Origin of the sequence: Streptomyces sp. NBC_00443, from assembly GCF_036014175.1 — a bacterium.
In the GTDB taxonomy this organism is placed as follows: domain Bacteria; phylum Actinomycetota; class Actinomycetes; order Streptomycetales; family Streptomycetaceae; genus Streptomyces.
The window spans coordinates 1,250,027-1,275,808 of the sequence record NZ_CP107917.1; the positions used below are offsets into that span (position 1 = coordinate 1,250,027).

A 25,782-nucleotide genomic window follows, 5' to 3' on the forward strand; every position below is an offset into this window, starting at 1 on the left:
CTTCCCAGGACCAGGCGAAGTTGACGTTTCCTTTGCAGACGCGGGGCCCCGCCGGGGCAGTTCCGGCGGGGCCCGGTCAAGCTTGGTGGGCCGCTCGGCCCATGTCCGGGTGGACTACTTGCCCGTGAACTTCTCGTACTCCTTGAGGACCTCGTCCGTCGGTCCGTCCATGCGCAGCTCGCCACGTTCCAGCCACAGGACGCGGTTGCAGGTGTCGCGGATCGACTTGTTGTTGTGACTGACGAGAAACACGGTGCCGGCTTCCTTGCGCAGCTCGCGGATGCGTTCCTCGGAGCGCTTCTGGAACTTGCGGTCGCCGGTGGCCAGCGCCTCGTCGATCATGAGGACGTCGTGGTCCTTGGCCGCGGCGATGGAGAAGCGCAGCCGGGCCGCCATGCCGGAGGAGTAGGTGCGCATCGGCAGGGTGATGAAGTCGCCCTTCTCGTTGATGCCCGAGAAGTCGACGATCTGCTGGTAGCGCTCCTTGATCTGCTCGCGGGACATGCCCATGGCGAGCCCGCCCAATATGACGTTGCGCTCGCCGGTGAGGTCGTTCATCAGTGCCGCGTTCACGCCCAGCAGCGAGGGCTGGCCGTCGGTGTAGACCTTGCCCTTCTCGGGCGGGAGCAGGCCGGCGATGGCGCGCAGCAGGGTGGACTTGCCGGAGCCGTTGGAGCCGATCAGGCCGATGGCCTCGCCGCGGTAGGCGACGAAGGAGACGCCGCGGACCGCGTGCACCTTGCGCACGCCCCGCGCCGCGTCGTCGGAGCCCCTCTTGAGGATGCGGCTGAGTGCGGCGGTGGCGCTGCCCTTGCCTGTCTTGGCGCCGTTGACGCGGTAGACGATGTGCAGCTCGTCCGCGATGACGGTGGGGATGTGGGAATCCGTCCTCTGTTCAGCCACGGCCATACCTCTCCTCCGCCTTCCAGAAGTACACGAAGCCGCCGACGGCCACCAGCATGGCCCAGCCGAGCGCGACCGCCCAGACGTGGTCGGGCAGGTTCGAGGAGCCGTAGCCGTCGATGAGGGCGAAGCGCATCAGGTCCATGTAGACGGCGGCCGGGTTCCACTGCAGGACGGTCGCGATCCACTCCGGCTTGCCCTTGAGCATGATCGGGATGGAGAACATCACGCCGGACGCGTACATCCACGTACGCATCACGAACGGCATCAGCTGCGCCAGGTCCGGGGTCTTCGAGCCCGCCCGGGCCATGATCATCGCGAGGCCGGTGTTGAAGAGGAACTGCAGGACGAGCACCGGCACGATCAGCAACCAGGACATCGCCGGGTAGCTGCCGAAGCCCAGGGCCACGGCGAACAGCACGATCATCGAGTACAGCAGCTGCTGGAGCTGCTGGAGCGCGAAGGAGATCGGCAGTGAGGCGCGCGGGAAGTGCAGCGCGCGGACCAGGCCGAGGTTGCCGGAGATCGCGCGTACGCCCGCCATCACCGAGCTCTGCGTGAAGGTGAAGACGAAGACGCCCGTGACCAGGAACGGGATGTACACCTCACGGGACATGCCGCGGTCGGCCTGGAGGATCAGGCCGAAGACAAGGAAGTACACGGCCGCGTTCAGCAGCGGGGTGGCCACCTGCCAGAGCTGGCCGAGCTTCGCCTGGCTGTACTGCGCGGTCAGCTTCGCCCGCGAGAACGCGAGGATGAAGTGCCGCCGGTCCCAGAGCTGACGGACGTACTCGAACAGCGAGGGGCGGGCGCCGCTCACGGACAGCCCGTACTTGGCGGCCAGCGCGGCCGCCGTGAGTCCCTCGTCGGGCGACGGAGGCGCGCTCACCGCGACTGAGCCGTCGTGCGTTGTCTCACTCACCAGTTGAAACTTTCGTCTTCGAGATGCGCAGCCTGTGCGGGCATGGCATGAACCTGGGGCCGGGGTACGGTCCGGTGGCTGCTCTCAGGGTCGAGCTTGTCAGATGACGGGAGGTCGGCCCAGTCGGGTCAGCCGCCACACCGTACGCCACTTCATGGGCCTGCGGGGACCGCATGAAGTGGTCCAGCCTTCCCGGAATCCGCCGAACCATGCCCGCAGGGCGGGGCGGGAGGGGCGGCGGGCCAGGGTCAGCAGCATCCAGACGCCCAGATAGACCGGGACAAGGGGCGCGGGGAGGTTGCGGCGGGCCAGCCAGACGCGGTTGCGGGCGACCATGCGGTGGTAGACCGCGTGCCGCGAGGGCGCGGTCGTGGGGTGGTACAGCACCATGTCGGACCGGTAGTCGATCATCCAGCCCGCGTCGAGGGCCCGCCATGCCAGGTCGGTTTCCTCGTGCGCGTAGAAAAATTCGTCCGGCAGCCCGCCGACTTCGGCGAAGACCTGGGTGCGGACGGCGTTGGCGCCGCCGAGGAAGGTGGTGACCCGGGAGGAGCGCATCGGGTCGGAGGCGCGCAGCCGGGGGACGTGCCGGCGCTGGGTGACGCCGTTGTCCGGGTCGGCGATGCGGAAGCTGATGATGCCGAGCTGCGGGTCGGCAGCGAACGCTTCGCGGCACAGCTCGGCGGTGTCGTGGTGGGCGAGGAGACCGTCGTCGTCGAGGAAGAGCAATATGTCGACATCGTGACCACTGGGGCCGAAGGCCTCGATGCCGACGTTGCGGCCGCCGGGAATGCCGAGGTTCTCCGGCAGCTCGATCGTCCGGACGCCTTCGGGGACGTCCGGGACCGGGGAGCCGTTGCCGACGACGACGACCTCGACCCGGTCGCCGTCCTGCTTGGCGACGGAGTCGAGGAGGGCGCGCAGTTCGTCGGGGCGGTTGCCCATCGTGATGATCACCGCGCCGACCTTCATCGGCGCGCTCACTTCAGCCTGCTCGACGCGAGGATGGACACGAGGTGCAGCACGGTCTGCAGCAGCGCGATGCCGGCCAGCACCGCGACGCCGAGCCGGGAGAAGAACAGGTCGCCGCGAATCTGGTCGACGATCGCCAGGACCAGGATCAGCAGGGACGCCTCGATACCGAGGACGAGACGGTGGAACTTGAGGGCACCGGCGGCCTTGCGAGCCAGCGCCATGCCGGAGGAGCGCATCTCGGACGCGGCCTCCTGGACCGGCGGCTTCCCGGCCTGGTGCCGGGCGACTCCGACGAGGTCGGTCTCGGCCTTGATCAGGATGGCGCCGAGGGCGGCCAGGGTGCCGAGGAAGGCCCACAGCCAGTCGATACGGCCGCTGCCCCACAGGTCGGCCGCACGCAGGCCGAAACCGACGAGCACCGCGGCGTCGGTGAGGTAGGCGCCGACGCGGTCGAGGTAGACCCCGCCCAGGGAGTACTGCTTCTTCCAGCGCGCGATCTCGCCGTCGACGCAGTCCAGCAGCAGGTAGAGCTGGACCATGACCACGCCGAGCACGGCCCCCGGGATCCCCGGCACGAGAAGTGCCGGGGCCGCGAGGACGCCGCATACGGTCATCAGGTATGTGAGCTGGTTGGGCGTGACCCTGGTGTTCACCAGGTAGCGGTCGACCCGCAGGGACACCTCGCGCATGTAGAGGCGTCCCATCCAGTGCTCACCGCTGCGCCTGTCCTTCACCCCCGCGGGGTGAACGACGGGGCGGAGTTCAGCTACCGATGGCCTTGACATAGTCGGCGTAGATGTCCTTGATCTGGTCGGTTGTCAGGTCGAGGTGTTCGAGGATCGTGTAGCGGCCGGGCCTGGTCTGCGGAGCGAACTCCACGGCGCGGACGAACTCGTCGTCCGTGAAGCCGATCTCCTCCGGCAGTACCGGCAGCCCGTGCCGGCGCAGCACCTCGGCCATGTAGGCCGACTCCTCGTGAGCTCCGCGCAGGTACATCGCGAAGGCCGCGCCCAGTCCGCACTGCTCGCCGTGGGCGGCGGCGCGCCTCGGGAACAGCAGGTCGAAGGCGTGGTTGATCTCGTGGCACGCGCCGGAGGACGGGCGGGAGTCGCCCGACACCGACATGGCGATACCGCTGAGCACCAGGGCCTCCGCCAGCACCTGGAGGAAGTCGGTGTCCCCGATGCCGCCGGGGTGGCGCAGCACCGCCTCGCCGGCCTGCCGGGCGATCGCCGCCGCGAGGCCGTCGATCTTCTCGCCCTTGACGCGGTTCGCCAGCTCCCAGTCGGCGATGGCCGAGATGTTGGAGATGGCATCGCCGATACCCGCGCGCACGAACCGCACCGGGGCATCGCGGATGACGTCCAGGTCGATGACGACCGCGATCGGGTTCGGCACACCGTAGGAGCCGCGCCCGGCGTCGTTGTCGAGGGTGGCGACCGGCGAGCACAGACCGTCGTGCGCCAGGTTCGTCGGTACGGCGACCAGCGGCAGGCCGACGCGCGCCGAGGCGAACTTGGCGCAGTCGATGATCTTGCCGCCGCCGAGCCCGACGACCGCGTCGTAGTGGCCGGCCCTTATGGCACCGGCCAGCTGGACCGCGTCGTCGAGGGTGCCGCCGCCGACCTCGTACCAGGTGGCGCCGGGCAGCGCGGGAGCGAGGCGCTCCTTGAGCCGGGCGCCGGAGCCGTTGCTGACCGCGATGGCCAGCTTGCCGGAGTGCGAGATGCGCTCGTCGGCGAGCACACAGGCCAGGTCGTCGAGGGCACCCGGGCGGATGTCGACGACGACCGGCGAGGGGATGAGCCGGGTCAGTACAGGCACGCGATCTCCCGTCCGCGGGCGAGATCGTCGTGATTGTCGATCTCCACCCACTTGACGTCGCCGATCGGCGCCACGTCGATGCGGAAGCCGCGGTTCACGAGCTCCTGGTAGCCGTGCTCGTAGAACTGCTGCGGGTCGGTCTCCCACACCGCCTTGAGGGCGTCGGCCAGCTCGGGGGCGGCGTCGCCCTCGATGAGGGTCACGCCGATGTACTCACCGCTCGCCTCGGCGGGGTCCATCAGCTTGGTGATCTTCGTCATGCCCTTCTCGGGGTCGACGACGACCTTCATCTCCTCGTCGGCCAGGCTCTTCACCGTGTCCAGGGCGAGGATGATCTTCTTGCCGTCGCCGCGGGCGGCGAGCAGCGTCTTCTCGACGGAGACCGGGTGCACGGTGTCGCCGTTGGCGAGGATCACACCGTCCTTGAGGGCGTCACGGCCGCACCACAGGGAGTAGGCGTTGTTCCACTCCTCGGCCTTGTCGTTGTCGATGAGCGTGAGCTTCAGGCCGTACTTCTGCTCAAGGGCTTCCTTGCGCGCGTACACGGCCTCCTTGCGGTAGCCGACGATGACCGCGACCTCGGTCAGACCGATCTCGGCGAAGTTACCGAGGGTCAGGTCGAGAACCGTGGGTTCGCCCTCTATGCCCGCGGGCCCCACCGGCACCAGAGCCTTGGGAAGGCTGTCGGTGTAGGGGCGCAGACGCCGTCCGGCGCCGGCCGCCAGCACGAGGCCGATCATGCGGGTTCTCCTTCATCGTGTACGGCGGGTGCCCCGGAGGACACCCAGAAGCGGATGCTCTCGACGAGCACCACCAAGGCCACGGCCACGGCGAGCACCGTGAGCGCGACGCTGAACTGCGAGGCGGAGAGCACCGCGGCGAGGACGGTGACGAGCAGCGTCCGTCCTTCGTGCCCCCCGATGGCGCGCACCAGCCAGGCCGGGGGCGCTCCGGCGTTGCCGCGGATGCGGTACACCGTGTCGTAGTGATGGTAGGCGACAGCGGCCACCAGGCCGAAAGCCGCAGGAAGGGCTCCGTTTACCTCAGCTTTGGCTGCGAGCAGCAGGACGACGCCGTACTCGGCGGCCCGGAAGAAGGGCGGGACCAGCCAGTCGAGGGCGCCCTTGAGGGGGCGGGCGACGGCCAGGGCCGAGGTGACGGCGTAGACGACGGCGCCGACGACCGCCCAGGGACCGCCGAAGCCGGGCTGCGCGGCCAGGCCGAGGAGGACGAGGCCGCCGAGGAGGGCCACGGCGGGGGCGGCGATGCCGGGCAGCCGGCCCGCGGCGTTCTTGAAGACACCGGCGAGGCCCTGCGCGAGCGGGCCCGAGTCCGCGAGGTCGGCCAGCGCCTGGGCGGCCCGGTCGGTTCGCCGCGCCTTCCGCGTCAGCGACCGCAGCACCCGCCCCGCCGTGGTGTACGTCGCCGCGAAGGCACAGCCGACGAGCAGGACGTAGAAGGTGATGCGGGGCGTCGTGACGGCTGTGAGCACCGCGATCATCGCCCAGCGCTCGCCGATCGGCAGGACGATCATCCGGCGCACCCACACCGTCCAGCCGACGCTGTCGAGCTTGTCGGACAGTGCGGCGGTGGGGCTGGTGTTCGCGGTGGCGTCGTGGTTGGCCTCGTTGAAGGAGAAGTCGACGACGTGCCGGCAGGTCTGGAGGACCATCGCGCCGAGGGCGAGGGCCCATACGTCGTCCCCGCCTCGGGCGGCTCCCAGCGCGAGGCCGGCGTAGTAGGCGTACTCCTTGGCCCGGTCGAAGGTGGCGTCGAGCCAGGCGCCGAGCGTGGAGTACTGGAGGGAGTAGCGGGCGAGCTGGCCGTCGGTGCAGTCCAGGACGAAGGACGCGATCAGCAGGACGCCGGCCGCGATGAACCCGCCCCGGGTGCCGGTGGCCGCGCAGCCCGCCGCGATGAGCGCGGTGATGAGGGAGGCGGTGGTGACCTGGTTGGGGGTCAGGCCCCGGCGGGCGCACCAGCGGGCGATGTAGCGGGAGTAAGGGCTGATGCAGAAGGTCGTGAAGAAGCCGTCGCGGGACTTCACGGCCGACCTCAGGCGTACGGCCTCGTCGTCGACGGCGGCGACGGCCTGCCGGGCCTCGTGGCGGGCCTGCGGGTCGGCCGGTACGGCGGCGACCAGGCTGCCGAGCTCGGGACGGTGCACGTCGGTGCCGTCGTGGTCTAGGGCGGTGACGATGCGGTCGGCGAGGCTGTCGACGGCGACGGCCGTACCGCCGCCGGCGGAGTTCTCGCGGGCCATCGCCCGGGTCAGCGCCTGGCGTCCGGCCGGCTGGGCCGTCACGGCGCCCGGGATCGCGGCGAGCGCGAAGCGGGGGTCGGTCAGGCCGAGGCGCAGCGCGTGCAGGTGACCGACGAAGCCGGCGTCGACCACGGCGACCCGCTGGTCGCCGGGCACCTGGGCGAGCAGGGTCTCGGCGTCGGCGGTGTCGGCGGCGACCCGCACGTCATAGCCGAGGGACCGCAGATCGCCCTCGATCGACGATCCGGGCACCGGCTGACCGGTGAGGATGGCGGTCGACAACCGAACTCACTCCCTGGGTACCGGCATTCGCGCCGGTCATGTACATGGTGGCGGCGCCCCCGCCGGTGTCGGCCGGGCGGCGTGTCGGCAGAGGCTATCGGATGATTGGAAGCCAACGTTCACCGGCCGTTTGGCGGAGCGATCAACGTGGTTTGCCCTGAGCTTTGCCGCGATCATCATCAGGGATTACGGGGTCCGCCCACAAACTCGCGCTCGCAGACCGGGGCATCGGGGACATTGCCTACCCCGCCGGGGGCCCGTCATAGGGTGGGCGACCATGACATGGCTGATCACAGGCGGAGCCGGCTACATCGGAGCACATGTGGCGCGGGCCATGACCGACGCCGGGGAGCGGGTCCTCGTACTGGACGACCTCTCGGCCGGGTATCCCGCCCGGCTCCCTGCGGACGTCCCGCTCGTCGAGGGCTCGGCGCTGGACGGTGACCTGCTGAAGCGCGTGTTCGCGGAGCACGCGGTGACGGGTGTGGTGCATCTCGCCGCGCGCAAGCAGGTCGGGGAGTCCGTGGCGCAGCCGACGCGCTACTACACGGAGAACGTGGGCGGCCTCGCCACACTCCTGGAGGCGGTCGCCGAGGCGGGGATCAAGCGGTTCCTGTTCTCGTCGTCCGCGGCCGTCTACGGCAACCCGGATGTGGACCTCATCACGGAGGACACTCCGTGCGCGCCGGTGAACCCGTACGGCGAGACCAAGCTCACCGGCGAGTGGCTGGTGCGGGCGGCGGGCCGGGCGCACGGCATCGCGACCGTGTGCCTGCGCTATTTCAACGTCGCCGGCGCCGCGTCGCCCGAGCTGGCCGACACGGGCGTCTTCAACATCGTCCCCATGGTCTTCGACCGGCTCACCCGCGACGAGGCGCCGCGGATCTTCGGCGACGACTATCCGACGCCGGACGGCACCTGCGTCCGCGACTACATCCATGTCGCCGACCTCGCCGAGGCTCACCTGGCGGCGGCCCGGCGGCTCAGCGAAGGGGACGCAAGCGGCGATCTGACGGTCAACATCGGTCGCGGCGAGGGCGTCTCCGTCCGCGAACTGATCACCGTCATCGCCGAAGTCACCGGTGACGCACGCCCCGCCCTCGTCGAGGACCGGCGCCCCGGAGACGCCCCGCGCGCGGTCGCGTCGGCCGCACTGGCGGCCGAGGAGCTGGGCTGGACGGCTCGGCGCGGGGTACCCGAGATGGTCGAGTCGGCGTGGCAGGGGTGGCTGTTGCACCACGGCTAGCGAGCTGCCGACCGATCATGTGAAGCGCCCTGACCTGCGGGTCGTTTGCGCAGGTCAGGGCACATGACAACGGTGTTCAGTGCCGCGTTGCCGGATACCCCCCACCCGTAGTTCACTGTGATCCCGGACGGATTTCCGATCGGACATTCCGATCGTCGACGGACCACAGAAGGGCGGCTTTCTCATGGGGGCAGGGCACGATCACGGGCACGCGCCCACGACCGGCACGGCGGCATCCGCGTACCGCGGAAGGCTGCGCGTCGCGCTGTCGATCACCCTCGGCGTCATGGTGGTCCAGATCGTCGGCGGTCTGGCCGCGGACTCGCTCGCCCTGATCGCGGACGCCGCCCACATGGCGACGGACGCGGTGGGTCTGGCCATGGCCCTGCTCGCCATCCACTTCGCGAACCGCCCGCCGAGCGAGAAGCGCACCTTCGGTCTCGCCCGCGCGGAGATCCTCGCAGCCCTCGCCAACTGTCTGCTCCTGCTGGGCGTCGGCGGCTATGTCCTCTACGAGGCGATCGAGCGTTTCCTCACACCGGCGGACACCAACGGCGGCCTGATGATCGTGTTCGGCGCGATCGGCCTGGTCGCGAACATGATCTCGCTCACGCTGCTGATGCAGGGACAGAAGGAGAGCCTGAACGTGCGCGGCGCGTTCCTCGAGGTGGCCGCGGACGCCCTGGGCTCGCTCGCGGTGCTGATCTCCGCGGCGGTGATCCTGACCACCGGCTGGCAGGCCGCCGACCCGATCGCCTCGCTCGTCATCGGCCTGATGATCGTGCCGCGCACCCTCAAGCTGCTGCGCGAGACCCTCGACGTCCTGCTGGAGTCGGCCCCCAAGGATGTCGACATGGCCGAGGTGCGGGCCCACATACTCGCCCTGGACGGTGTCGAGGACATCCACGACCTGCACGCCTGGACGATCACGTCCGGCATGCCGGTGCTGTCGGCCCATGTGGTGGTGCGCTCCGACGTACTGAACGCGATCGGCCACGAGAAGATGCTGCACGAGCTCCAGGGCTGCCTCGGCGACCACTTCGACGTAGAGCACTGCACCTTCCAGCTGGAGCCGGTCGGGCACGCGGAGCACGAAGCCCGGCTCTGTCACTGAAACAACCGTACGGTCCGATAAGACGTCAGTACGGACGGAATGCAGCGATCCGGTGGTAGGCCGCGTCCTCATGCTCACAGCGCCCCCGCCGACGGTTCCGTGCCCGCCGCGCCGGGCACGATCAACTGCCGGGAGTGCCGGATTCGTACGGCACACTTGGGGCGCAAGACCGAAGTGAAGGATGGGTATGCCGATCACACCTGCCACCGCGACGCACAGTCCGTCGAACGGCGCCGCAGACGCGATTTTGCTGGAACTGGTCGACGAGAACGGTGTGACGATCGGCACCGCCGAGAAGCTCGCCGCCCATCAGCCTCCCGGGCAGCTGCACCGCGCCTTCTCCGTGTTCCTCTTCGACGAGCACGGCCGGCTGCTGCTCCAGCAGCGCGCACTCGGCAAGTACCACTCCCCCGGTGTCTGGTCCAACACCTGCTGCGGCCACCCCTACCCCGGCGAGGCACCCTTCGCCGCCGCGGCCCGGCGCACCCACGAGGAACTCGGCGTCTCCCCGTCACTGCTCGCCGAGGCGGGCACGGTCCGCTACCACCACCCGGACCCGGACTCGGGACTGGTGGAGCAGGAGTACAACCATCTCTTCGTCGGACTTGTGCAGTCCCCACTGCGGCCGGACCCGGAGGAGGTCGGCGAGACGTCCTTCGTGACGCCGGCCGAACTGGCGGAGCGCCACGCGAAGGACACGTTCTCGTCCTGGTTCATGACCGTGCTCGACGCGGCCCGCCCCGCGGTCAGGGAGCTGACGGGCCCGTCGGCCGGCTGGTGACGACGGCCGGGGCCGGCCGGACATGCCCTAGGGCACGCGCGCGGGTTTGAGCGGTACGGCGGCCCAGATCACCTTGCCGCCGGTCGCCGTGTGCTCGACGTCGCACACTCCCCCGCCTCCCGGGTCACCTCGCGCACCAGGAGCAGCCCACGGCCCCCGGTCTGGCCGTGGTCGGCTTCCAGGGCGGTGGGGCGGTAGGGGTGGTTGTCCTCCACCGACACCCGCAGCCACTCGGCACCGACGGCGACCTCGACGGCGAGCGTCGGCGACAGCAGCGCCGCATGCCGGACGGCGTTCGTGACCAGCTCCGACACGATCAGCAACACCCCCTGGACCAGATCGTCGGGGACCGGCACGCCCTGGCGGTACAGCAGGTCCCGTACGGCGTGCCGGGCCTGCGGGACCGAGGCGTCGACGGCGGGGGCGGTGAACCGCCAGACGCCCTCGTACGGCAGTGGATTCGGCGGCCCCTGGACGAGGGGCTCGTCCGCGCCGCCTGCTGGGCGTGGGCCGGACCCGCGCCCGTGGTTCTCCATCGTCCGGTCGCCACCCTCGCGCTCGATTGTCACCACACGTCGAGTGTTGATAACGCACAGGTCCGGGCCGTACTACTGAACAGAAGTCAGCAGGTATCGAGCGTTTCTGATCGTTGGCGTATGACACGGTCAGTTGTGGGACCGCTCCGGCGCCGCTTGTGCCGACTTCGCGAACTATTCGGGTTGTACGGGTTTGGCGCCCCCGCCGTCCGGCTCGTTCCGGTTGTCCCTGGGCCGTGACCCGGCCGCGCGCCCCTTCCTGTCGGCCGTTCCGCGGGGGCGGATAGCATCCGCCGCATGGAGCCCCAGCTGCTGCACAGCGTCACCGACTCGGTCGCCACCGTCGTCATCCACCATCCGGCCAAGCGCAACGCCATGACGGCCGCGATGTGGCGGGCGCTGCCGCCGCTGCTCGGCACCCTGGCCGCCGATCCGGGCGTGCGGGCGCTGGTGCTCACCGGTGAGGGCGGGACGTTCTGTGCGGGCGCCGACATCTCCACGCTCCAGGGCTCGCCGCAGGCGGCCCAGGGGCTGGCGGTGGCCGCCGAGGAGGCGCTGGCGGCCTTCCCGAAGCCGACGCTGGCGGCCGTCCGGGGGCACTGTGTGGGCGGCGGGTCGCAGCTGGCGGCGGCGTGCGATCTGCGGTTCGCCGAGGAGGGGTCGCTGTTCGGGGTGACACCGGCGAAGCTCGGGATCGTTTATCCGGCGTCCTCCACGCGCCGGTTGGCGTCGCTGGTGGGCCCGGCCACCACCAAGTACCTGTTGTTCTCGGGCGAGTTGATCGACGCGGAGCGGGCCCTGCGCACGGGCCTGGTGGACGAGGTGCTGCCCGAGGGTGAACTCGGCAAGCGAGTGGCGGAGTTCACCCGTACCCTCGCCTCCCGCTCACAGCTGACGCAGGCCGCGGCGAAGGAGTTCGCGGACGGGCGCACCGACCGCGACGATCACTGGGCGGAGCAGGCGCGCGGAAGCGGCGACACCGCGGAGGGCGTCGCCGCGTTCCTGGAGCGCAGGCAGCCCCGCTTCACCTGGAACGTGCCTACGTCAGGCTGAAGCGGCTGTTCGTACGGAACTCCTCGACGAGGTGCGCGGGCGCCTTCTGCGGGGAGCCGGCGTCGTAGGGCGGCTGTGGGTCGTACTCGGTCAGCAACTGGACCGCCTGGGCGTGTTCGTCGCCGGCGATCTTCCCGACCAGGGTCAGGCCCATGTCGATGCCGGAGGAGACACCGGCCGCGGTGATGTATTTGCCATCGGGTACGACGCGCTCGCCCGTGGGCTCGGCACCGTACTGCGGCAGGAAGTCCAGGGTCAGCCAGTGGGAGGTGGCGCGGCGGCCCTGAAGGAGGCCCGCGGCGCCGAGCAGCAGCGAGCCGGAGCAGACGGAGGTCGTCCAGGTGCTCGTGGCGTCGGCGGTCCTGAGCCACTCCAGCAGGGCCTCGTTCTCGATCTCGGCGAACGTCCCGGGTCCGCCCGGCACCACGACGACATCGGGGTGCGGTACGTCGGCCAGGGCCTTGTCGGCGGTGAGGGCGAGGAACCCCGTGTCGGCGCGCACCGGTCCCGCGGACTCGGCGACGAAGTCGACCCGGACGTCCGGGAGGCGGCTCAACGCCTCGTACGGTCCCACGATGTCCAAGGCGGTGAAGCGGTCGTACAGGACCATCGCGATCTGCATGGTTCGTCCCTTCGGAAGGAAAGTCAGCCGGCCGGAACCGGGCGGAACCGGCGGCGGTACTCGATCGGGGCCGCCCCGAGCGTCTTGACGAAGGCGCGCCGCATGGCTTCGGGAGTGCCGTAGCCACTGGCCCGGGAGATCTCCTCGATGCCGTCGCTCGTGTCCTCCAGGAGGCGCCGGGCGTGTTCGAGCCGGACCCGGTCCACATAGCGGCCGGGGGTCATGCCGGTCTCGGTCTGGAAGGCGCGGGCGAAGTGGCGCGCGGAGAGGCTGGCGCGGGCGGCGAGGGTCTCGACGGCCAGGTCGGCGTCGGGGTGCTCGGTGATCCAGCGCTGGACCTCCCGGAGGGGTTCGCGCTGGGCGGTCTGGGCGGCGAGCTGGGCGCTGAACTGGGCCTGGTTTCCGGGCCGGCGCAGGAAGACCACCAGGTGGCGGGCGATACCGAGGGCCACGTCCCGGCCCAGGTCCTCCTCGACCAGGGCGAGAGCGAGGTCGATGCCGGAGGTGACACCGGCGGAGGTGGCGACGCGCCCGTCCCGTACGTAGATGGGGTCCGGATCGACCTCCACGGCCGGGTGGTCACGGGCGAGCTTGTCGCAGTACGCCCAGTGGGTGGTGGCGCGGCGGCCGTCCAGCAGGCCTGCCGCGGCGAGCAGGATCGCGCCGGTGCAGACAGACACCAGGCGCTCGGCGCGGGGTCCGTGCTCGCGCAGCCAGTCGGTCAGTCCGGGCTGGGGGCCCCGCGTGCCTTCCCCGCCCGGGACGAGGAGTGTGTGCGGCTCGGAGGCGTCGGTGAGGGACTCGTCCGGTACGACGGTCAGGTTGCTGGACGTGCGGACAGGGGCGCCGTCCAGGGATGCCGTGCGGATGCGGTAGGTGCCCGCGCGATGCTTCTCGGCTCCCGCGAAGACCTCCAGCGGGCCGGTCACGTCGAGACTCTGTACGCCGTCGAAGAGGACGAAGAGAACGGTTCGCTGCGCCATGTCATCGATTCTTCGAGAGCGACCGCACGACCGCAATGACGAGGACCCCACCTTTCCTGCCACGATCCGCATCCGCCCGAGCCACGTACCAAGCGGTTGGTAACGTGCCGGTCATGACTACTCCCGCCCTGGAACCGCGTGCCGCCCGCCGCTGCCACAACATGCTCAACTCCCTGCACTCCACGTCCTACTTCGCCCCCGAAACGGGCAAGGAGCTGGGCGCCCTCGGGATCACGCACCCCAGGGCCGTCAACTTCGCGATCAGGGCGGCCGCGCTGGGCCCGGTCGGCGCGGGCGCGGTGACGGCGACGTTCTACAACTACAAGTACGACCTGGTGGCGCGGCACGTACCTGCGGTCTGGGCGATCGCGTCCCCGCAGGACGTACTGGCGGCACGCGCGCGTGCGGTCGACGCGGCGCTGCGGCGGCTGCTGGGCGAGGAGGCGGTGACGTCCCCGGAGATGGCGGAAGCCGCGCACCTGGCGCTCCAGGCCACCGAGGCCTGTTCGCGCAGCGCCCGGCCCCTGTACTCGGCGCACGCGGACCTGCCTGTCCCCGAGGCGACCCACCTGGCCTACTTCCACGCCACGACGCTGCTGCGCGAGCACCGGGGTGACGGGCACCTCGCCGTACTGATGTCCGAGGGGCTCGACGGCCTCGAGGCGGTGGTGACCCACACCGCGACGGGCAAGGGCATGACTCCGAAGTGGGTGTGCAGCACGCGTGGCTGGACCCAGGAGGACTGGGACGCGGCGTCCGACCGCCTGCGCGAGCGTGGCCTCCTGGACGACTCGGGTGACCTCACCCCGGCGGGCGTCGCCCAGCGCGAACGCATCGAGTCCGAGACGGACCGCCTCGACCGGGCACCGTACGAGCACCTCGGCGCGGAGCGGGTCGCACGCCTCACGGAACTCGCCACGGGCTTCACTCGCGCGGCGGTGGCGGCGGGGGCGTACCCCGAGGACCTCCTCGGCAAGTCCTGATCCCCGCCCCTGCTGGGCTCGGACGACCGACTGCGAAAGGCATTCGGATCACGCTGCATAGCAAGCCCGAGCCGCGGTACTCGGGGTCCCCAACCACAAGAAAGGGTGATCACGTGTTCCGTGCAATCGCAGACGTGCTGCGCCAGATCGGTGGCGCCATCGCCACGGTAGTCACGCTGCCGTTCCGCGCTCTCGCTCGGCTCTTCGGCGGCGCCTCCAGCAGTACGCGCAGCCGCAAGGTCTGATTCCGTCCCGCCGCCCGGCCCGCGACCCGCCACGACCGGCCGGGTCGCCGCCCTGATCCCCGGTTGTCGGTGCCACCTGCCACAATTGCCGCGCAACCTCAGTGAGAAGGCGGTACGGGATCGTGACGACACCCCTCGTAGGGTCCATCGAAGACAGGATCGCCGCGGAGCTCGGCGTACGAGAGCGGCAGGTGAAGGCTGCCGTGGAGCTGCTCGACGGCGGTTCGACGGTGCCCTTCATCGCCCGCTACCGCAAGGAAGCGACCGAGATGCTCGACGATGCGCAGCTGCGCACGCTCGAGGAGCGGCTGCGCTATCTGCGGGAGCTGGAGGAGCGGCGCACCGCGATCCTCGAGTCGGTGCGTGAGCAGGGCAAGCTGACCGAGGAGTTGGAGGCCCGCATCCGCGGCGCCGAGACGAAGGCGCGGCTCGAGGACATCTATCTGCCGTACAAGCCCAAGCGCAGGACCAAGGCACAGATCGCCCGCGAGGCCGGTCTCGAGCCCCTCGCCGAGGGACTGCTCGGCGACCGGACGGTCGACCCCCTCGCGGCCGCCGCGGCGTTCGTGGACGCAGACAAGGGCGTGGCCGATCCGCAGGCCGCCCTGGACGGCGCCCGGGCGATCCTCACGGAGCGGTTCTCAGAGGACGCCGACCTGATCGGCGAGCTGCGCGAGCGCATGTGGGGGCGCGGCCGGCTGGCCGCCAAGGTGCGGGAGGGCAAGGAGGAGGCGGGCGCGAAGTTCGCGGACTACTTCGACTTCGCCGAGCCGTTCACCGAGCTGCCCTCGCACCGCATCCTGGCGATGCTGCGTGGCGAGAAGGAGGAGGTCCTCGACCTCGTCCTGGAGCCGGAGGAGCCCACCGAGGGGCCCTCGTCGTACGAGGGCATCGTCGCCCACAAGTACGCGATCGCCGACCGCGGCCGCCCCGCCGACAAGTGGCTGACGGACACGGTCCGCTGGGCCTGGCGGACCCGCATCCTCGTCCACCTCGGCATCGATCTGCGCCTGCGCCTGCGCACGGCCGCCGAGGACGAGGCCGTAGGCGTGTTCGCGGCCAACCTCCGCGACCTGCTGCTCGCCGCCCCGGCCGGCACGCGCGCGACGCTGGGCCTGGACCCCGGCTTCCGTACGGGTGTGAAGGTCGCCGTCGTCGACGCCACCGGCAAGGTTGTGGCCACGGACGTCATCTATCCGCACGTCCCGGCGAACAAGTGGGACGAGGCGATCGCCAAGCTCGCCCGCCTGGCGAAGGAGCACGCGGTCGACCTGGTCGCGATCGGCAATGGCACGGCGTCGCGCGAGACGGACAAGCTCGCCGGTGAACTGATCACCAAGCACCCGGAGTTGCAGCTCACCAAAGTGATGGTGTCCGAGGCCGGCGCCTCGGTGTACTCGGCCTCCGCGTTCGCCTCGCAGGAGCTGCCCGACATGGACGTGTCGCTGCGCGGCGCGGTCTCCATCGCGCGCCGGCTCCAGGACCCGCTCGCCGAGCTGGTGAAGATCGACCCGAAGTCGATCGGCGTCGGCCAGTACCAGCACGACCTGTCCGAGGTGAAGCTGTCGCGCTCGCTGGACGCGGTGGTGGAGGACTGTGTGAACGGCGTCGGCGTCGACGTCAACACCGCCTCCGCTCCGCTGCTCGCGCGCGTCTCCGGCATCACCTCCGGGCTCGCCGAGAACATCGTGTCCCACCGCGACGCGAACGGCCCGTTCAAGTCCCGCTCGCAGCTGAAGAACGTGGCACGGCTCGGCCCGAAGGCGTACGAGCAGTGCGCGGGCTTCCTGCGCATCCGCGGCGGCGACGACCCGCTGGACGCGTCCAGCGTGCACCCCGAGGCGTACCCGGTGGTCCGGCGGATGGTGAAGACGTCGGGCCAGGAGGTCGCCTCGCTCGTCGGCAACACGAGCGTGCTGCGGTCGCTCAAGGCGAACGACTACGTGGACGAGACGTTCGGTCTGCCGACCGTCACGGACATCCTCAAGGAGCTGGAGAAGCCCGGGCGCGACCCGCGTCCCGCCTTCAAGACGGCCACCTTCAAGGACGGTGTCGAGAAGATCTCCGACCTGGCGTCCGGGATGGTCCTGGAGGGTGTCGTGACGAACGTGGCGGCCTTCGGGGCGTTCGTGGACGTCGGTGTCCACCAGGACGGGCTGGTGCATGTCTCCGCGCTGTCGAAGACCTTCGTCAAGGACCCGCGGGACGTGGTCAAGCCCGGTGACATCGTCAAGGTGAAGGTCCTCGACGTCGACATCCCGCGCAAGCGGATCTCCCTGACCCTGCGCCTCGACGACGAGGCGGCTCCCGAGCGTCAGCAGGGCGGGGCGGCGGCGAGCGCCGGCAGCGGGGCGGGCGGCCGCCCCAGCAGCGCCAGGGCCGCGGCGGAGGCGGCGGTGGCGGTGGCGGTTCGCGCCAGGCACCGCCGCCGGCGAACAGCGCGATGGCCGACGCCCTGCGCCGCGCGGGTCTGGCCGACCCCAAGGGCAAGCGCTGACAGACGGGCAGACCCGGACTCTCCGCACGACACGGATGTGACGCGGAGGGTCCGGGCCCGTTCGCACCTAGGGTGACGGCATGCCGAAGTCGCGTGTCATCACCTGGGCGGTGTCGGGGAGCAAGGGCGTCGAGACCGCGTGGACCGAGCTCGGCGACGACGCCCTGCGAGCCCGCGGCCGAGCGGTCGGGACGACGCCGGAGCCGTACTGGATCTCGTACGAACTCGACACGGCGGACGGCTTCGTGACGCGGCGGCTGCGCGTCACCGCCGAGTCCGCGGCCGGCACCCGCACGCTCGACCTGCGGCACGACGGGGCGGGCCGGTGGACGGCCGACGGCGAGCACGTGCCCGGCGTGGACGGCGCCCTCGACTGCGACCTGGGCCTGTGCCCGCTCACCAACACGATGCCGGTGCTGCGGCACGGGCTGCGTCTGGCGCCCGGGGAACGCGAGTTCCTGATGGCATGGGTGTCGGTGCCCGATCTGGCCGTCCTCCCGTCACGCCAGACCTACACGCATCTGGGGCACAACCGGATTCGCTTCGCCTCCGGCGACTTCCGCAGCGACATCGAGTTCGACGACGACGGGTTCGTCGTCGACTACCCGGAGCTGGCCGACCGGCTCGCTTGAGCCGGTCGGAGGTCGTCGCTAGCGCCCGGTCACCTTGCCGTCGGCGACCTCCAGGCGACGCGTGACATGGACCGCGTCGAGCATCCGGCGGTCGTGGGTGACCAGGAGCAGCGTGCCCTCGTAGGCGTCCAGGGCCGATTCCAGTTGCTCGATGGCCGGCAGGTCGAGGTGGTTGGTCGGCTCGTCGAGGACCAGGAGGTTGACGCCCCGGCCCTGCAGCAGCGCGAGCGCGGCCCGGGTGCGTTCACCCGGGGAGAGGGTGGCCGCCGAGCGCAGGACATGGTCCGACTTCAGTCCGAACTTGGCCAGGAGGGTGCGCACTTCCGCCGGTTCGGTGTCCGGGACCGCGACGCAGAAGGCGTCCAGCAGGGACTCCTCGCCGTGGAACAGCTTGCGGGCCTGGTCGACCTCGCCGATCAGGACGCCGGAGCCGAGCGCCGACTGTCCTGCGGTGAGGGGGATGCGGCCCAGCAGGGCGCCCAGCAGCGTCGACTTGCCCGCGCCATTGGCGCCCGTGACGGCCACCCGGTCCGCCCAGTCGATCTGCAGGGAGACCGGACCGAGGCTGAAGTCACCGCGTCGTACCTCGGCGTCCCGCAGCGTCGCGACCACCGCGCCCGAACGCGGTGCCGAGGCGATCTCCATGCGCAGGTCCCACTCCTTGCGCGGCTCGTCGACGACCTCCAGGCGCTCGATCATGCGCTGGGTCTGGCGGGCCTTCGCGGCCTGCTTCTCGCTGGCCTCGCTGCGGAACTTGCGGCCGATCTTGTCGTTGTCGTTGCTCGCCTTGCGCCGCGCGTTCTTCACGCCCTTGTCCATCCAGGCGCGCTGGGTCTGCGCCCGGTCCTGGAGGGCGGACTTCTTGTCGGCGTACTCCTCGTAGTCGTCGCGGGCGTGGCGGCGGGCCACGTCGCGCTCCTCCAGGTAGCCCTGGTAGCCGCCGCCGTAGAGGTTGATCTGCTGCTGGGCGAGGTCGAGTTCGAGGACCTTGGTGACCGTGCGGGTGAGGAACTCACGGTCATGGCTGACGACCACGGTGCCGGCGCGCAGGCCGCCGACGAAGCGCTCCAGGCGCTCCAGGCCGTCGAGGTCCAGGTCGTTCGTCGGCTCGTCGAGCAGGAAGACGTCGTAGCGCGACAGGAGCAGCGAGGCGAGGCCCGCTCGTGCCGCCTGGCCGCCGGACAGGGAGGTCATCGGCTGGTCCAGGTCCACGGCCAGGCCCAGCGAGTCGGCGGTCTCCTCCGCCCGCTCGTCGAGGTCGGCGCCGCCGAGGCCGAGCCAGCGCTCCAGGCTCGTCGCGTACGCGTCGTCGGCGCCCGGTGCCCCGTCGACAAGGGCCTGTGTCGCCTCGTCCATCGCACGCTGGGCCTCGGCGACTCCGGTGCGCCGGGCCAGGAACTCCCGTACGGTCTCGCCCGGCCGCCGCTCCGGCTCCTGCGGGAGGTGACCGACGGTCGCGGTCGGCGGGGACAGCCGCAGCTCGCCCTCCTCCGGTGCGGTCAGCCCGGCGAGCAGGCGCAGCAGCGTGGACTTGCCCGCGCCGTTGGCCCCGACCAGGCCGATCACATCTCCGGGCGCGACGACGAGGTCGAGCCCGCTGAACAGGGAACGGTCGCCGTGGCCGGCGGCGAGGTTCTTGGCGACGAGGGTGGCACTCACAGAGCGCGATCCTAGTCGCCGTGCAGGGCCGCGAGCACCTTCGTTTCAGCGCGCCATCGCCTCCACCAGCACACCCCCGAGGTCCGCGCCACCACGAACGACTCCCCCTTCACTGCCTTCGCGTCCAGCGCGATGCGGTGGCGGCCCGGTTCCAGGACGCCGTCGAAGAGCTCGTGGGTGTGGGTTCGGTAGAGGCGGTCGACGCGGTACGCGGTGAGCTGGACGCGGCACGGCGAGGTGACCTCGACGCCCGCCTCGCCGTCGGCGGCCACCAGACGGGTCAGGCGCCGCTGTTCGACCGGGCTGCGGTCCAGGGCGTGTTCGATCTGTGCGACCAGCAACGGCACGATCGGCGCGAGGCCGTCGACGTACGCCACGGTGACTCCGGCCTCCGTGAAGGCGCGGCGTGCGGCGGCGCGCTGTTCCTCGCCGATGCCACGGCCGAAGGCGACGGCGCCGTAGGTGCGCAGTTCGTCGACGGCGACGCCGCTCACGTCGTGGGTGATCTCGGCGCCGATGCCGATGGTGCGCAGGGCGGCGGCGAGCTTGGCCAGGAGGGCGACGCGGGCGCCGATCAGCAGGACCCGGCGGCGCGGCGCCTCGGAGTCGCCGTCGAGCAGGGAGCCCAGCGCCGAGCGGTACTCGGCGGAGTGGAAGCGGAAGGGCCCGATGCCGTGGTAGCCGTTGAGCTCCAGGTCGGCGTGTTCGTCGGTCTGCCAGGCGAAGTCCCGCCAGATGTAGTCGTCGCCCTCCTTGTCGATGAGCGCGGTGACCGCGCCGCAGGCGAGGTCCTCGCATTCGGGGCAGCCGTAGATGACATAGCGGCCGCCTGGAAGCGGGGCCTCCGCCTCCAGCAGCAGGCTGCGGACCTGTGCGGTGAAGATGGCGGGCGGGACGTCGGAGGCGAGGGGGGAGACGGCGTCGAGGTCGGAGAGCTGGAACAGCAGCGGGCGTCCGTCGACGATGAAGTCCACGAAGTCCCGGTGCACCTGGTAGTCACCGTTGGCGAGGACGCCACCGGCACGCATCGCCGGTGCCAGGCCGAAGGTCGCGTACTCGGCAGACATGCTGTGAGTATCCCCAGGGCGGCACCGAAATGAGCGCGGCATGACATATTCCGCATACGTCCCTGGCTGACTGCGAACAGCTGACCGAGCGAACGCGTCGCCCACCGGGGGGCGAGGCACGCGGAGGAGGCGGCTCTCCGGCTCGCCCCCTCCCGCGTGCGCGCGTACCGCTCAGCCGTGGTCGTGGCCCAGCGGGTCGCCCTCCGTCCCGGTGCCGGCGCCCGGGCCGACCCTGATCTCGAAGTCTCCGTCATACTTCTTGTGGCCCTCGATCACCGCGAGTTCGACGGCCTCGGAGCCCATCTCGGTGCGCACGATGATCGGGTCCCGGCGCAGGTCGCGCACGAGTGCGACGCACATGCCGATCATCACGAGGACGAACGGCGCGGCGGCCAGGATCGTGAGGTTCTGCAGGCCGGTCAGCGCGTCGCCCTGGCCGCTGCCGACGAGCAGCATGATGGCGGCGACGGCTCCGGTCACCACACCCCAGAACACGACGACGAACCGGCCGGGTTCCAGCGCGCCCTTCTGGGACAGCGTGCCCATCACGATGGACGCGGCGTCGGCACCCGAGACGAAGAAGATGCCGACCAGGATCATCACCAGCAGGCTGGTGGCGGTCGCGATCGGGAACTCCTGCAGGACGGCGAAGAGTTGACCCTCGGGGGTCTCCTCGCCGCCGAGGGCGCCGCCCTCCTTCAGCTTCATCGCCGTACCGCCGAAGACCGCGAACCAGATCAGGCTGACGGTGCTGGGCACGAGGATGACGCCGCCGACGAACTGCCGGATGGTGCGCCCACGGCTGATGCGGGCGATGAACATGCCCACGAAGGGCGTCCAGGAGATCCACCAGGCCCAGTAGAAGACGGTCCAGCTGCCGAGCCAGTCCGCGACACCCTCGCCGCCGCTGGCCTCGGTGCGGCCGGCGAGCTGGGGCAGGTCCCCCAGGTAGGCGAAGATCGAGGTGGGCAGCAGGTCGAGCACGATGATCGTGGGGCCCGCGATGAACACGAAGACCGCGAGAATCAGGGCGAGCACCATGTTGGTGTTGGACAGCCACTGGATGCCCCGCTCGATGCCGGAGACGGCCGAGGCGACGAAGGCCAGGGTCAGTACGGCGATGATGGCGACGAGCAGGCCCTCGCTCACGTCGTCCATCCAGTCCAGCTCCTGGAAGCCGGAGCCGATCTGGAGCGCGCCGAGGCCGAGGGAGGCCGCGGAGCCGAAGACGGTGGCGATGATCGCGAGGATGTCGATCACCCGGCCCGCGCTGCCGTTGGCGTGCTTCTCACCGATCAGCGGGGTGAACACCGCGCTGATGGTCTGGCGCCGGCGCTTGCGGAAGGTGCTGTAGGCGATGGCGAGGCCGACCACCGCGTAGATCGCCCAGGGGTGCAGCGTCCAGTGGAAGAGGGTGGTGGCCATCGCCGTCTCCATGCGCTCTGCGGAGTCGGCGGGGTTGGTGCCGGGCGGTGGAGTGTTGTAGTGCGAGAGCGGCTCGCTCACGCCGTAGAACATCAGTCCGATACCCATGCCCGCGCTGAACATCATCGCGACCCAGGACACGGTCTTGAATTCGGGCTCCTCGCCCTCGGCGCCGAGGTGGATGCGGCCGTAGCGGCTGATCGCCAGCCACAGGGCGAAGACCACGAAGCAGGAGGCGGCGAGCATGAAGGCCCAGCCGCCGTTGTGGATCAGGCCGTCGAGCATCTTCGTGGACACGCTCTCCAGCGAGTCCGTGGCCGCCCAGCCCCAGATCACGAAGGCCAGGGTGATGACGGCGGTGACGCCGAACACCACTCGGTCGGTGCTGCGGTGGCCGGAGTCGTCCGCAGGGTCTTCCCGGCCACCTCTCTTCTTAAGATCGTCAGTCATCTGCGGCACCTTCCCCGGGAAACCGTGGATACGCCGTCTCCACGTCGTCTCCCAGGACCTACCACAGATTCCGCCGATCGCAGCCGTTTCAGCAGTGGGTGTCCGGCTCAGCAGCAGTCAGGTGGTACGGAGCGCGCTCGTCCAGAAGTAGCGGAACAAGGGCACGCAAGGACTGACGAAGCGGAACAAACGCACCTGTAGTGGTCGATTTCGCCCTCACTCCGTGCAGTGCGAGCTCGTCCTTGACCTGGGCGTACTGGTCGGTGGTGAGCCGGTATCCGCAGGGCGGGTCGGCGATCACCTCGGCGGGTTCGGCCGGGTCGTTGTCGGCGCCGCCGATGTAGACGGATCCCGTGTCGGCGAGCCCCGCGAGCCTGGCCAGGCCGGTCGCCGCCTCGACCTGTCCTCGACGGGCGTCGGTGAAGTCGAACAGGCCGTCCAGCGCGGCGACTTGGGAGTACACCCGACGCCGGTTGTTGAGCGACTCGTCGGCCTTCTCCTCCTCGGTCATCGGATCGACGCGGCTCTCGATCAGCAGCCCCAGCGAGTGCTTGACGCCGGACATGTTCCGCAGGATGCGTTCCTGCCCGTCACCGGCGACCTGCTTGATCGGCTCGCCCGTTACGGGGTCCGTCCAGATCCCGTACGTGCCGGTCGAGTAACCGGCGCCGGACGCGGCGGGGCGCACGTACGACTCGGAGAGGGCCTGCGCCGCGTCGTGGACACGGTCGTCGGTGTTGAGGTTGCGCGGCCACAGGTCGAACAGGTCCTTGTCGTAGTACGGGGGTGTGGCGCCGTACTCGTGGAGGTCGTAGATCACGTCGGGGCGCTGGTCGCGGATGAGCGCGGCCATGGCGCGTCCCTCGGCGGTCTGGAGTGCGAGGTGGTCGCGGTTGACGTCCACGCCGTCGCTGTTGCCGCGGGTGTCGGCGGCCCGGCCGTCGGGGTTGGCAGTGGGCACCACCAGCAGGGTGGTGCGCTCCAGGAAGCGCCGGGTCTGCCGGTCCTTCGCGTAGGCCAGGTCGCGGACGGTGGACAGACAGGCCTCGCGGCCGGAGGGTTCGTCGCCGTGCTGGCTGCAGATGAGCAGCACCTTGTTCGGGGTGGGGCGGGTGCCGATCCGGACGAGCTGGAGCGGGCGGTCCTGCTTCGTCGTACCGATGCGGGTGACGGTGACCCGCTTGCTCGCCTTGTCGACGGCCGCGAGGAAGTCCTGCTCCTCGGGCTGGCTGGTCCAGCGGGCGCCGTTCGACTTCTCGAAGCCGGTGCGGGGCGTGGAGTCGGCGGCGTGGGCCGGTATGGCGACGATGGATGCGGCGAGGGCCGCGGCGACCAGGGTGACTGCTCGGGTGCGGGTCACTGGCCTCCCTCCGGGATGCGGTGAGTCGTGGTGCGGGATGCGGTCGGACCGTCCAGGGGTGCGGCCTCGGGAGCTGCGGAGACGGAGCCCGCCGTGGCGCGCGCGAAGGCGTGGGCGCCGCCGACCAGCGGGACGCGGGCCTTCGTACGGGAGAGATCGAGGGGGAGCGTCGGCTTGGTCGACGGAGGGTCGATCAGGTCCTTGTCCGTGCCCGCGACGATCAGGGCGAGGCGGTGGCCGGCCGGCACCACGTGGTCGGTGGCCGCCAGGTCGAGGCTGATCGTGTACGTCTTGCCCGGGGTGAGCGGTGCCCCCTTCAGGTCGGAGGCGTGGTTGCCCAGGTCGGCCCAGCCGCGGCTGACGACGGTGTAGCCGACGTCGGCCGTCTTGGCCCGTGTCTCCTTGAAGCAGGAGCTGTCTCCGGTGGTGCTCGCGCCCCAGCAGGTGCGGTCGGTGAGGGTGGTGATGCCTTCGCCGCTGGACGCGTAGTCGCGGATGGTGTCGGGGCCGACGTCCACGAGGACGGCGGAGAGGTGGGCCGTCGAGGTGGTCGGGGTGGCGGTGACCGTGACCTCGGAGGAGCCGGACAGACGCAGGTCGCGGGTGAGCGGCTTGGTGACGAAGCCCGCCTTGTCCGGGGTGGTCCGGTCGATGTTCGCGGCCCAGTCGGTCTCGCTGTGCTGCGGGTCGTCGGTGAAGGTCTCGGTGCCCTTGCCCTTGCGCAGGCCGAGGGTGCCGACGCCGGCCTCGGTGCCCTTGGCGGGGCGCAGGGTGGTCGGGTCGGTGCCGCGCGGCGGCCAGACCTTGGAGGTGGCCCACTGGTCGGGGTGGCGCTCGATGTCGGCCATCGGCTCACGGTCGATGCCGTTGTCGTAGCCGAGGAGTTCGTGGTCGAACCAGCGGTGCAGGGTGTCGACCCACTCGGCGCGGCGGAAGTCGAAGGGGTCGACGTGGCCGGTCTGGGAGAGCCAGATCTTGCGCTCGACGCCGTGCTTCGCCAGGGCGTCCCACCACTGGCCGACGTGCTTCATACGGACGTTGAGGTCCTGCATGCCGTGGATCAGGAAGACGCTCGCCCTGACCTTGCGCGCGTCCTTCACGTAGTCACGCTCGGTCCACAGCTGCGTCCAGTCACCCGTGCGCGGGGCACCGTCGATGAGCTTTTGCTGGACGGCGCCGCACTTGGCGCGAGCGTCGGGGCTGTTGACGTAGTCGGAGAGCCACTCGGGGCCGGAGTCGTACAGCGGGGCGCCCTGCTGGAAGTAGTAGTCGTACCAGGAGGAGATGGCGCTGATCGGGACGATGGTCCTCAGGCCCTCGACGCCGGTTGCGGCGACGCCGTTGGCGATGGTGCCGTCCCAGCTCTTGCCGATCATGCCCGTGCGGCCGTTGGTCCAGTTCGCCTTGGACTTGGTCGTGCCGGTGCGGGTCGTGTACGCCTTGCCGCGGCCGTTCAGCCAGTCGACGACGGCCTTCGCGGAGAGGATGTCGGAGCGGCCGCCGACGTCCACGCAGCCGTCGGAGCGGTTGGTGCCGGCGAGGTCGACGCCGACGAAGGCGTAGCCGCGGGGCACGAAGTAGTTGTCGTAGAACAGCGGCATCTGGACGACGTCGCCGTCGGCGTCGTACGTCTTCTTCTGACTCTCGTTGCCGCGCCCGCAGCAGGAGTAGTACGGGCTGGCGTCCATGATGACGGGGATCCTGCGGCCCTGCGCGGCCGTCTCCCGGGGGCGGACGACGTCGACGGCGACGCGGTCGTTCTTTCCGTCGCGGTCGTCGTCGAGTCCGGTGTCCACCCATACGGCCTCGCGGATGGCGTTCTCGTACGAGTACACGGGCTTGCTCTCCCGCGGGGCGGCGTGCGCCGTCGCGGGTGAGAGGAACGTGGCCGCGAGTGCGGCTGCGGCCACCGTCGCGAGCGGTCTCCAGATCGTGAAGCGCATGCGTTTCGGCATGCGCG

20 protein-coding genes and 3 pseudogenes are annotated in these 25,782 nt (G+C 70.5%); 8 read left to right on the top strand and 15 right to left on the bottom strand.

Annotation, left to right across the window (positions count from 1 at the left end; all coding sequences use genetic code 11):
• Positions 1-114: 114 nt before the first annotated feature.
• The 7 genes from OHO27_RS05680 to OHO27_RS05710 all read right to left on the bottom strand — a co-directional run bounded on the left by OHO27_RS05680 (position 115) and on the right by OHO27_RS05710 (position 7,169).
• Complete coding sequence (locus tag OHO27_RS05680) at positions 115-909, bottom strand: ABC transporter ATP-binding protein (protein WP_443059518.1); 795 nt, start codon at positions 907-909, stop codon at positions 115-117.
• Positions 896-1,825, bottom strand: a complete 930-nt coding sequence (locus OHO27_RS05685) for an ABC transporter permease (protein ID WP_328420893.1) — start codon at positions 1,823-1,825, stop codon at positions 896-898. Before OHO27_RS05685 ends, OHO27_RS05680 begins: the two co-directional genes overlap by 14 nt.
• Positions 1,826-1,924: 99 nt before the next feature.
• Positions 1,925-2,797: a glycosyltransferase family 2 protein gene (locus OHO27_RS05690; protein ID WP_443059692.1), complete on the bottom strand. Its 873-nt coding sequence runs from the start codon at positions 2,795-2,797 to the stop codon at positions 1,925-1,927.
• A gap of 8 nt (positions 2,798-2,805) precedes the next feature.
• Positions 2,806-3,585, bottom strand: a complete 780-nt coding sequence (locus tag OHO27_RS05695; protein ID WP_328420897.1) for a CDP-alcohol phosphatidyltransferase family protein — start codon at positions 3,583-3,585, stop codon at positions 2,806-2,808.
• On the bottom strand, positions 3,563-4,624 hold the full coding sequence (locus OHO27_RS05700) for an iron-containing alcohol dehydrogenase family protein (protein ID WP_328420899.1): 1,062 nt from the start codon (positions 4,622-4,624) through the stop codon (positions 3,563-3,565). Before OHO27_RS05700 ends, OHO27_RS05695 begins: the two co-directional genes overlap by 23 nt.
• Positions 4,612-5,364 carry a phosphocholine cytidylyltransferase family protein gene (locus OHO27_RS05705; RefSeq protein WP_328420901.1) on the bottom strand — a complete coding sequence of 251 codons (753 nt, stop codon included), beginning with the start codon at positions 5,362-5,364 and terminating at the stop codon, positions 4,612-4,614. Before OHO27_RS05705 ends, OHO27_RS05700 begins: the two co-directional genes overlap by 13 nt.
• Positions 5,361-7,169, bottom strand: coding sequence for a DUF5941 domain-containing protein (locus OHO27_RS05710; RefSeq protein WP_328420903.1), 1,809 nt, complete (start codon positions 7,167-7,169; stop codon positions 5,361-5,363). Before OHO27_RS05710 ends, OHO27_RS05705 begins: the two co-directional genes overlap by 4 nt.
• Positions 7,170-7,446: 277 nt before the next feature.
• Here OHO27_RS05710 and galE point away from each other — a divergent pair, with 277 nt between their 5' ends.
• From galE to idi, 3 genes are all read left to right on the top strand, one after another.
• A complete protein-coding gene (galE, locus tag OHO27_RS05715; RefSeq protein WP_328420905.1) occupies positions 7,447-8,415 on the top strand; it encodes a UDP-glucose 4-epimerase GalE in 969 nt (322 codons plus the stop codon).
• Positions 8,416-8,599: 184 nt separating this feature from the next.
• Positions 8,600-9,529 carry a cation diffusion facilitator family transporter gene (locus OHO27_RS05720; RefSeq protein ID WP_328420907.1) on the top strand — a complete coding sequence of 310 codons (930 nt, stop codon included), beginning with the start codon at positions 8,600-8,602 and terminating at the stop codon, positions 9,527-9,529.
• Positions 9,530-9,716: 187 nt separating this feature from the next.
• Positions 9,717-10,310: an isopentenyl-diphosphate Delta-isomerase gene (gene idi / locus OHO27_RS05725; RefSeq protein ID WP_328420909.1), complete on the top strand. Its 594-nt coding sequence runs from the start codon at positions 9,717-9,719 to the stop codon at positions 10,308-10,310.
• Between the two features lie 27 nt (positions 10,311-10,337).
• Here idi and OHO27_RS05730 read toward each other — a convergent pair.
• Positions 10,338-10,846: pseudogene (locus tag OHO27_RS05730) on the bottom strand (ATP-binding protein).
• Between the two features lie 297 nt (positions 10,847-11,143).
• Between OHO27_RS05730 and OHO27_RS05735 the strand changes: the two are divergent.
• Positions 11,144-11,899, top strand: a complete 756-nt coding sequence (locus tag OHO27_RS05735) for an enoyl-CoA hydratase/isomerase family protein (RefSeq protein ID WP_328420911.1) — start codon at positions 11,144-11,146, stop codon at positions 11,897-11,899.
• On the opposite strand, the gene OHO27_RS05740 is transcribed toward OHO27_RS05735, so the two are convergent.
• On the bottom strand, positions 11,886-12,521 hold the full coding sequence (locus OHO27_RS05740) for a DJ-1/PfpI family protein (protein WP_328420913.1): 636 nt from the start codon (positions 12,519-12,521) through the stop codon (positions 11,886-11,888). The two genes, OHO27_RS05735 and OHO27_RS05740, sit on opposite strands and share 14 nt — an antisense overlap.
• Positions 12,522-12,544: 23 nt before the next feature.
• The gene (locus OHO27_RS05745; protein WP_328420915.1) at positions 12,545-13,504 is read right to left on the bottom strand and encodes a GlxA family transcriptional regulator; all 960 of its coding nucleotides are present in this window, start codon (positions 13,502-13,504) and stop codon (positions 12,545-12,547) included.
• 113 nt (positions 13,505-13,617) lie between these two features.
• Between OHO27_RS05745 and OHO27_RS05750 the strand changes: the two genes are divergently transcribed.
• From OHO27_RS05750 to OHO27_RS05765, 4 genes and pseudogenes are all read left to right on the top strand, one after another.
• Positions 13,618-14,487 (top strand): SCO6745 family protein, encoded by an 870-nt coding sequence (locus OHO27_RS05750; RefSeq protein WP_328420917.1) that lies wholly within the window; start codon positions 13,618-13,620, stop codon positions 14,485-14,487.
• Between the two features lie 113 nt (positions 14,488-14,600).
• Entirely contained in the window at positions 14,601-14,732 is a 132-nt protein-coding gene (locus OHO27_RS05755) for an LPFR motif small protein (protein ID WP_328420919.1), read from the top strand.
• Positions 14,733-14,854: 122 nt separating this feature from the next.
• Positions 14,855-17,229, top strand: a pseudogene (locus OHO27_RS05760) (Tex family protein).
• Between the two features lie 80 nt (positions 17,230-17,309).
• Entirely contained in the window at positions 17,310-17,861 is a 552-nt protein-coding gene (locus OHO27_RS05765; protein WP_328420922.1) for a putative glycolipid-binding domain-containing protein, read from the top strand.
• A gap of 18 nt (positions 17,862-17,879) precedes the next feature.
• On the opposite strand, the gene OHO27_RS05770 is transcribed toward OHO27_RS05765, so the two are convergent.
• The 5 genes and pseudogenes from OHO27_RS05770 to OHO27_RS05790 form a co-directional block, all read right to left on the bottom strand.
• Positions 17,880-19,520: an ABC-F family ATP-binding cassette domain-containing protein gene (locus tag OHO27_RS05770; protein WP_328420924.1), complete on the bottom strand. Its 1,641-nt coding sequence runs from the start codon at positions 19,518-19,520 to the stop codon at positions 17,880-17,882.
• 45 nt (positions 19,521-19,565) lie between these two features.
• Positions 19,566-20,587, bottom strand: a pseudogene (locus OHO27_RS05775) (oxidoreductase).
• Between the two features lie 171 nt (positions 20,588-20,758).
• Positions 20,759-22,462 carry a BCCT family transporter gene (locus OHO27_RS05780; RefSeq protein WP_328420926.1) on the bottom strand — a complete coding sequence of 568 codons (1,704 nt, stop codon included), beginning with the start codon at positions 22,460-22,462 and terminating at the stop codon, positions 20,759-20,761.
• A gap of 88 nt (positions 22,463-22,550) precedes the next feature.
• Positions 22,551-23,822, bottom strand: a complete 1,272-nt coding sequence (locus tag OHO27_RS05785; protein WP_328420928.1) for a M14 family metallopeptidase — start codon at positions 23,820-23,822, stop codon at positions 22,551-22,553.
• Positions 23,819-25,777, bottom strand: a complete 1,959-nt coding sequence (locus tag OHO27_RS05790; RefSeq protein WP_328420930.1) for a Xaa-Pro dipeptidyl-peptidase — start codon at positions 25,775-25,777, stop codon at positions 23,819-23,821. Before OHO27_RS05790 ends, OHO27_RS05785 begins: the two co-directional genes overlap by 4 nt.
• Positions 25,778-25,782 lie beyond the last annotated feature (5 nt).

Excerpts from the sequence above, each read along its gene's own strand:
- OHO27_RS05680 (WP_443059518.1), bottom strand. The coding sequence starts at position 909 with ATGGCCGTGGCTGAACAGAGGACGGATTCCCACATCCCCACCGTCATC.
- OHO27_RS05690 (WP_443059692.1), bottom strand. The coding sequence starts at position 2,797 with ATGAAGGTCGGCGCGGTGATCATCACGATGGGCAACCGCCCCGACGAA.
- OHO27_RS05695 (WP_328420897.1), bottom strand. The coding sequence starts at position 3,585 with ATGTCAAGGCCATCGGTAGCTGAACTCCGCCCCGTCGTTCACCCCGCG.
- OHO27_RS05705 (WP_328420901.1), bottom strand. The coding sequence starts at position 5,364 with ATGATCGGCCTCGTGCTGGCGGCCGGCGCCGGACGGCGTCTGCGCCCC.
- galE (WP_328420905.1), top strand. The coding sequence starts at position 7,447 with ATGACATGGCTGATCACAGGCGGAGCCGGCTACATCGGAGCACATGTG.
- OHO27_RS05720 (WP_328420907.1), top strand. The coding sequence starts at position 8,600 with ATGGGGGCAGGGCACGATCACGGGCACGCGCCCACGACCGGCACGGCG.
- idi (WP_328420909.1), top strand. The coding sequence starts at position 9,717 with ATGCCGATCACACCTGCCACCGCGACGCACAGTCCGTCGAACGGCGCC.
- OHO27_RS05735 (WP_328420911.1), top strand. The coding sequence starts at position 11,144 with ATGGAGCCCCAGCTGCTGCACAGCGTCACCGACTCGGTCGCCACCGTC.
- OHO27_RS05740 (WP_328420913.1), bottom strand. The coding sequence starts at position 12,521 with ATGCAGATCGCGATGGTCCTGTACGACCGCTTCACCGCCTTGGACATC.
- OHO27_RS05745 (WP_328420915.1), bottom strand. The coding sequence starts at position 13,504 with ATGGCGCAGCGAACCGTTCTCTTCGTCCTCTTCGACGGCGTACAGAGT.
- OHO27_RS05750 (WP_328420917.1), top strand. The coding sequence starts at position 13,618 with ATGACTACTCCCGCCCTGGAACCGCGTGCCGCCCGCCGCTGCCACAAC.
- OHO27_RS05765 (WP_328420922.1), top strand. The coding sequence starts at position 17,310 with ATGCCGAAGTCGCGTGTCATCACCTGGGCGGTGTCGGGGAGCAAGGGC.
- OHO27_RS05780 (WP_328420926.1), bottom strand. The coding sequence starts at position 22,462 with ATGACTGACGATCTTAAGAAGAGAGGTGGCCGGGAAGACCCTGCGGAC.
- OHO27_RS05790 (WP_328420930.1), bottom strand. The coding sequence starts at position 25,777 with ATGCCGAAACGCATGCGCTTCACGATCTGGAGACCGCTCGCGACGGTG.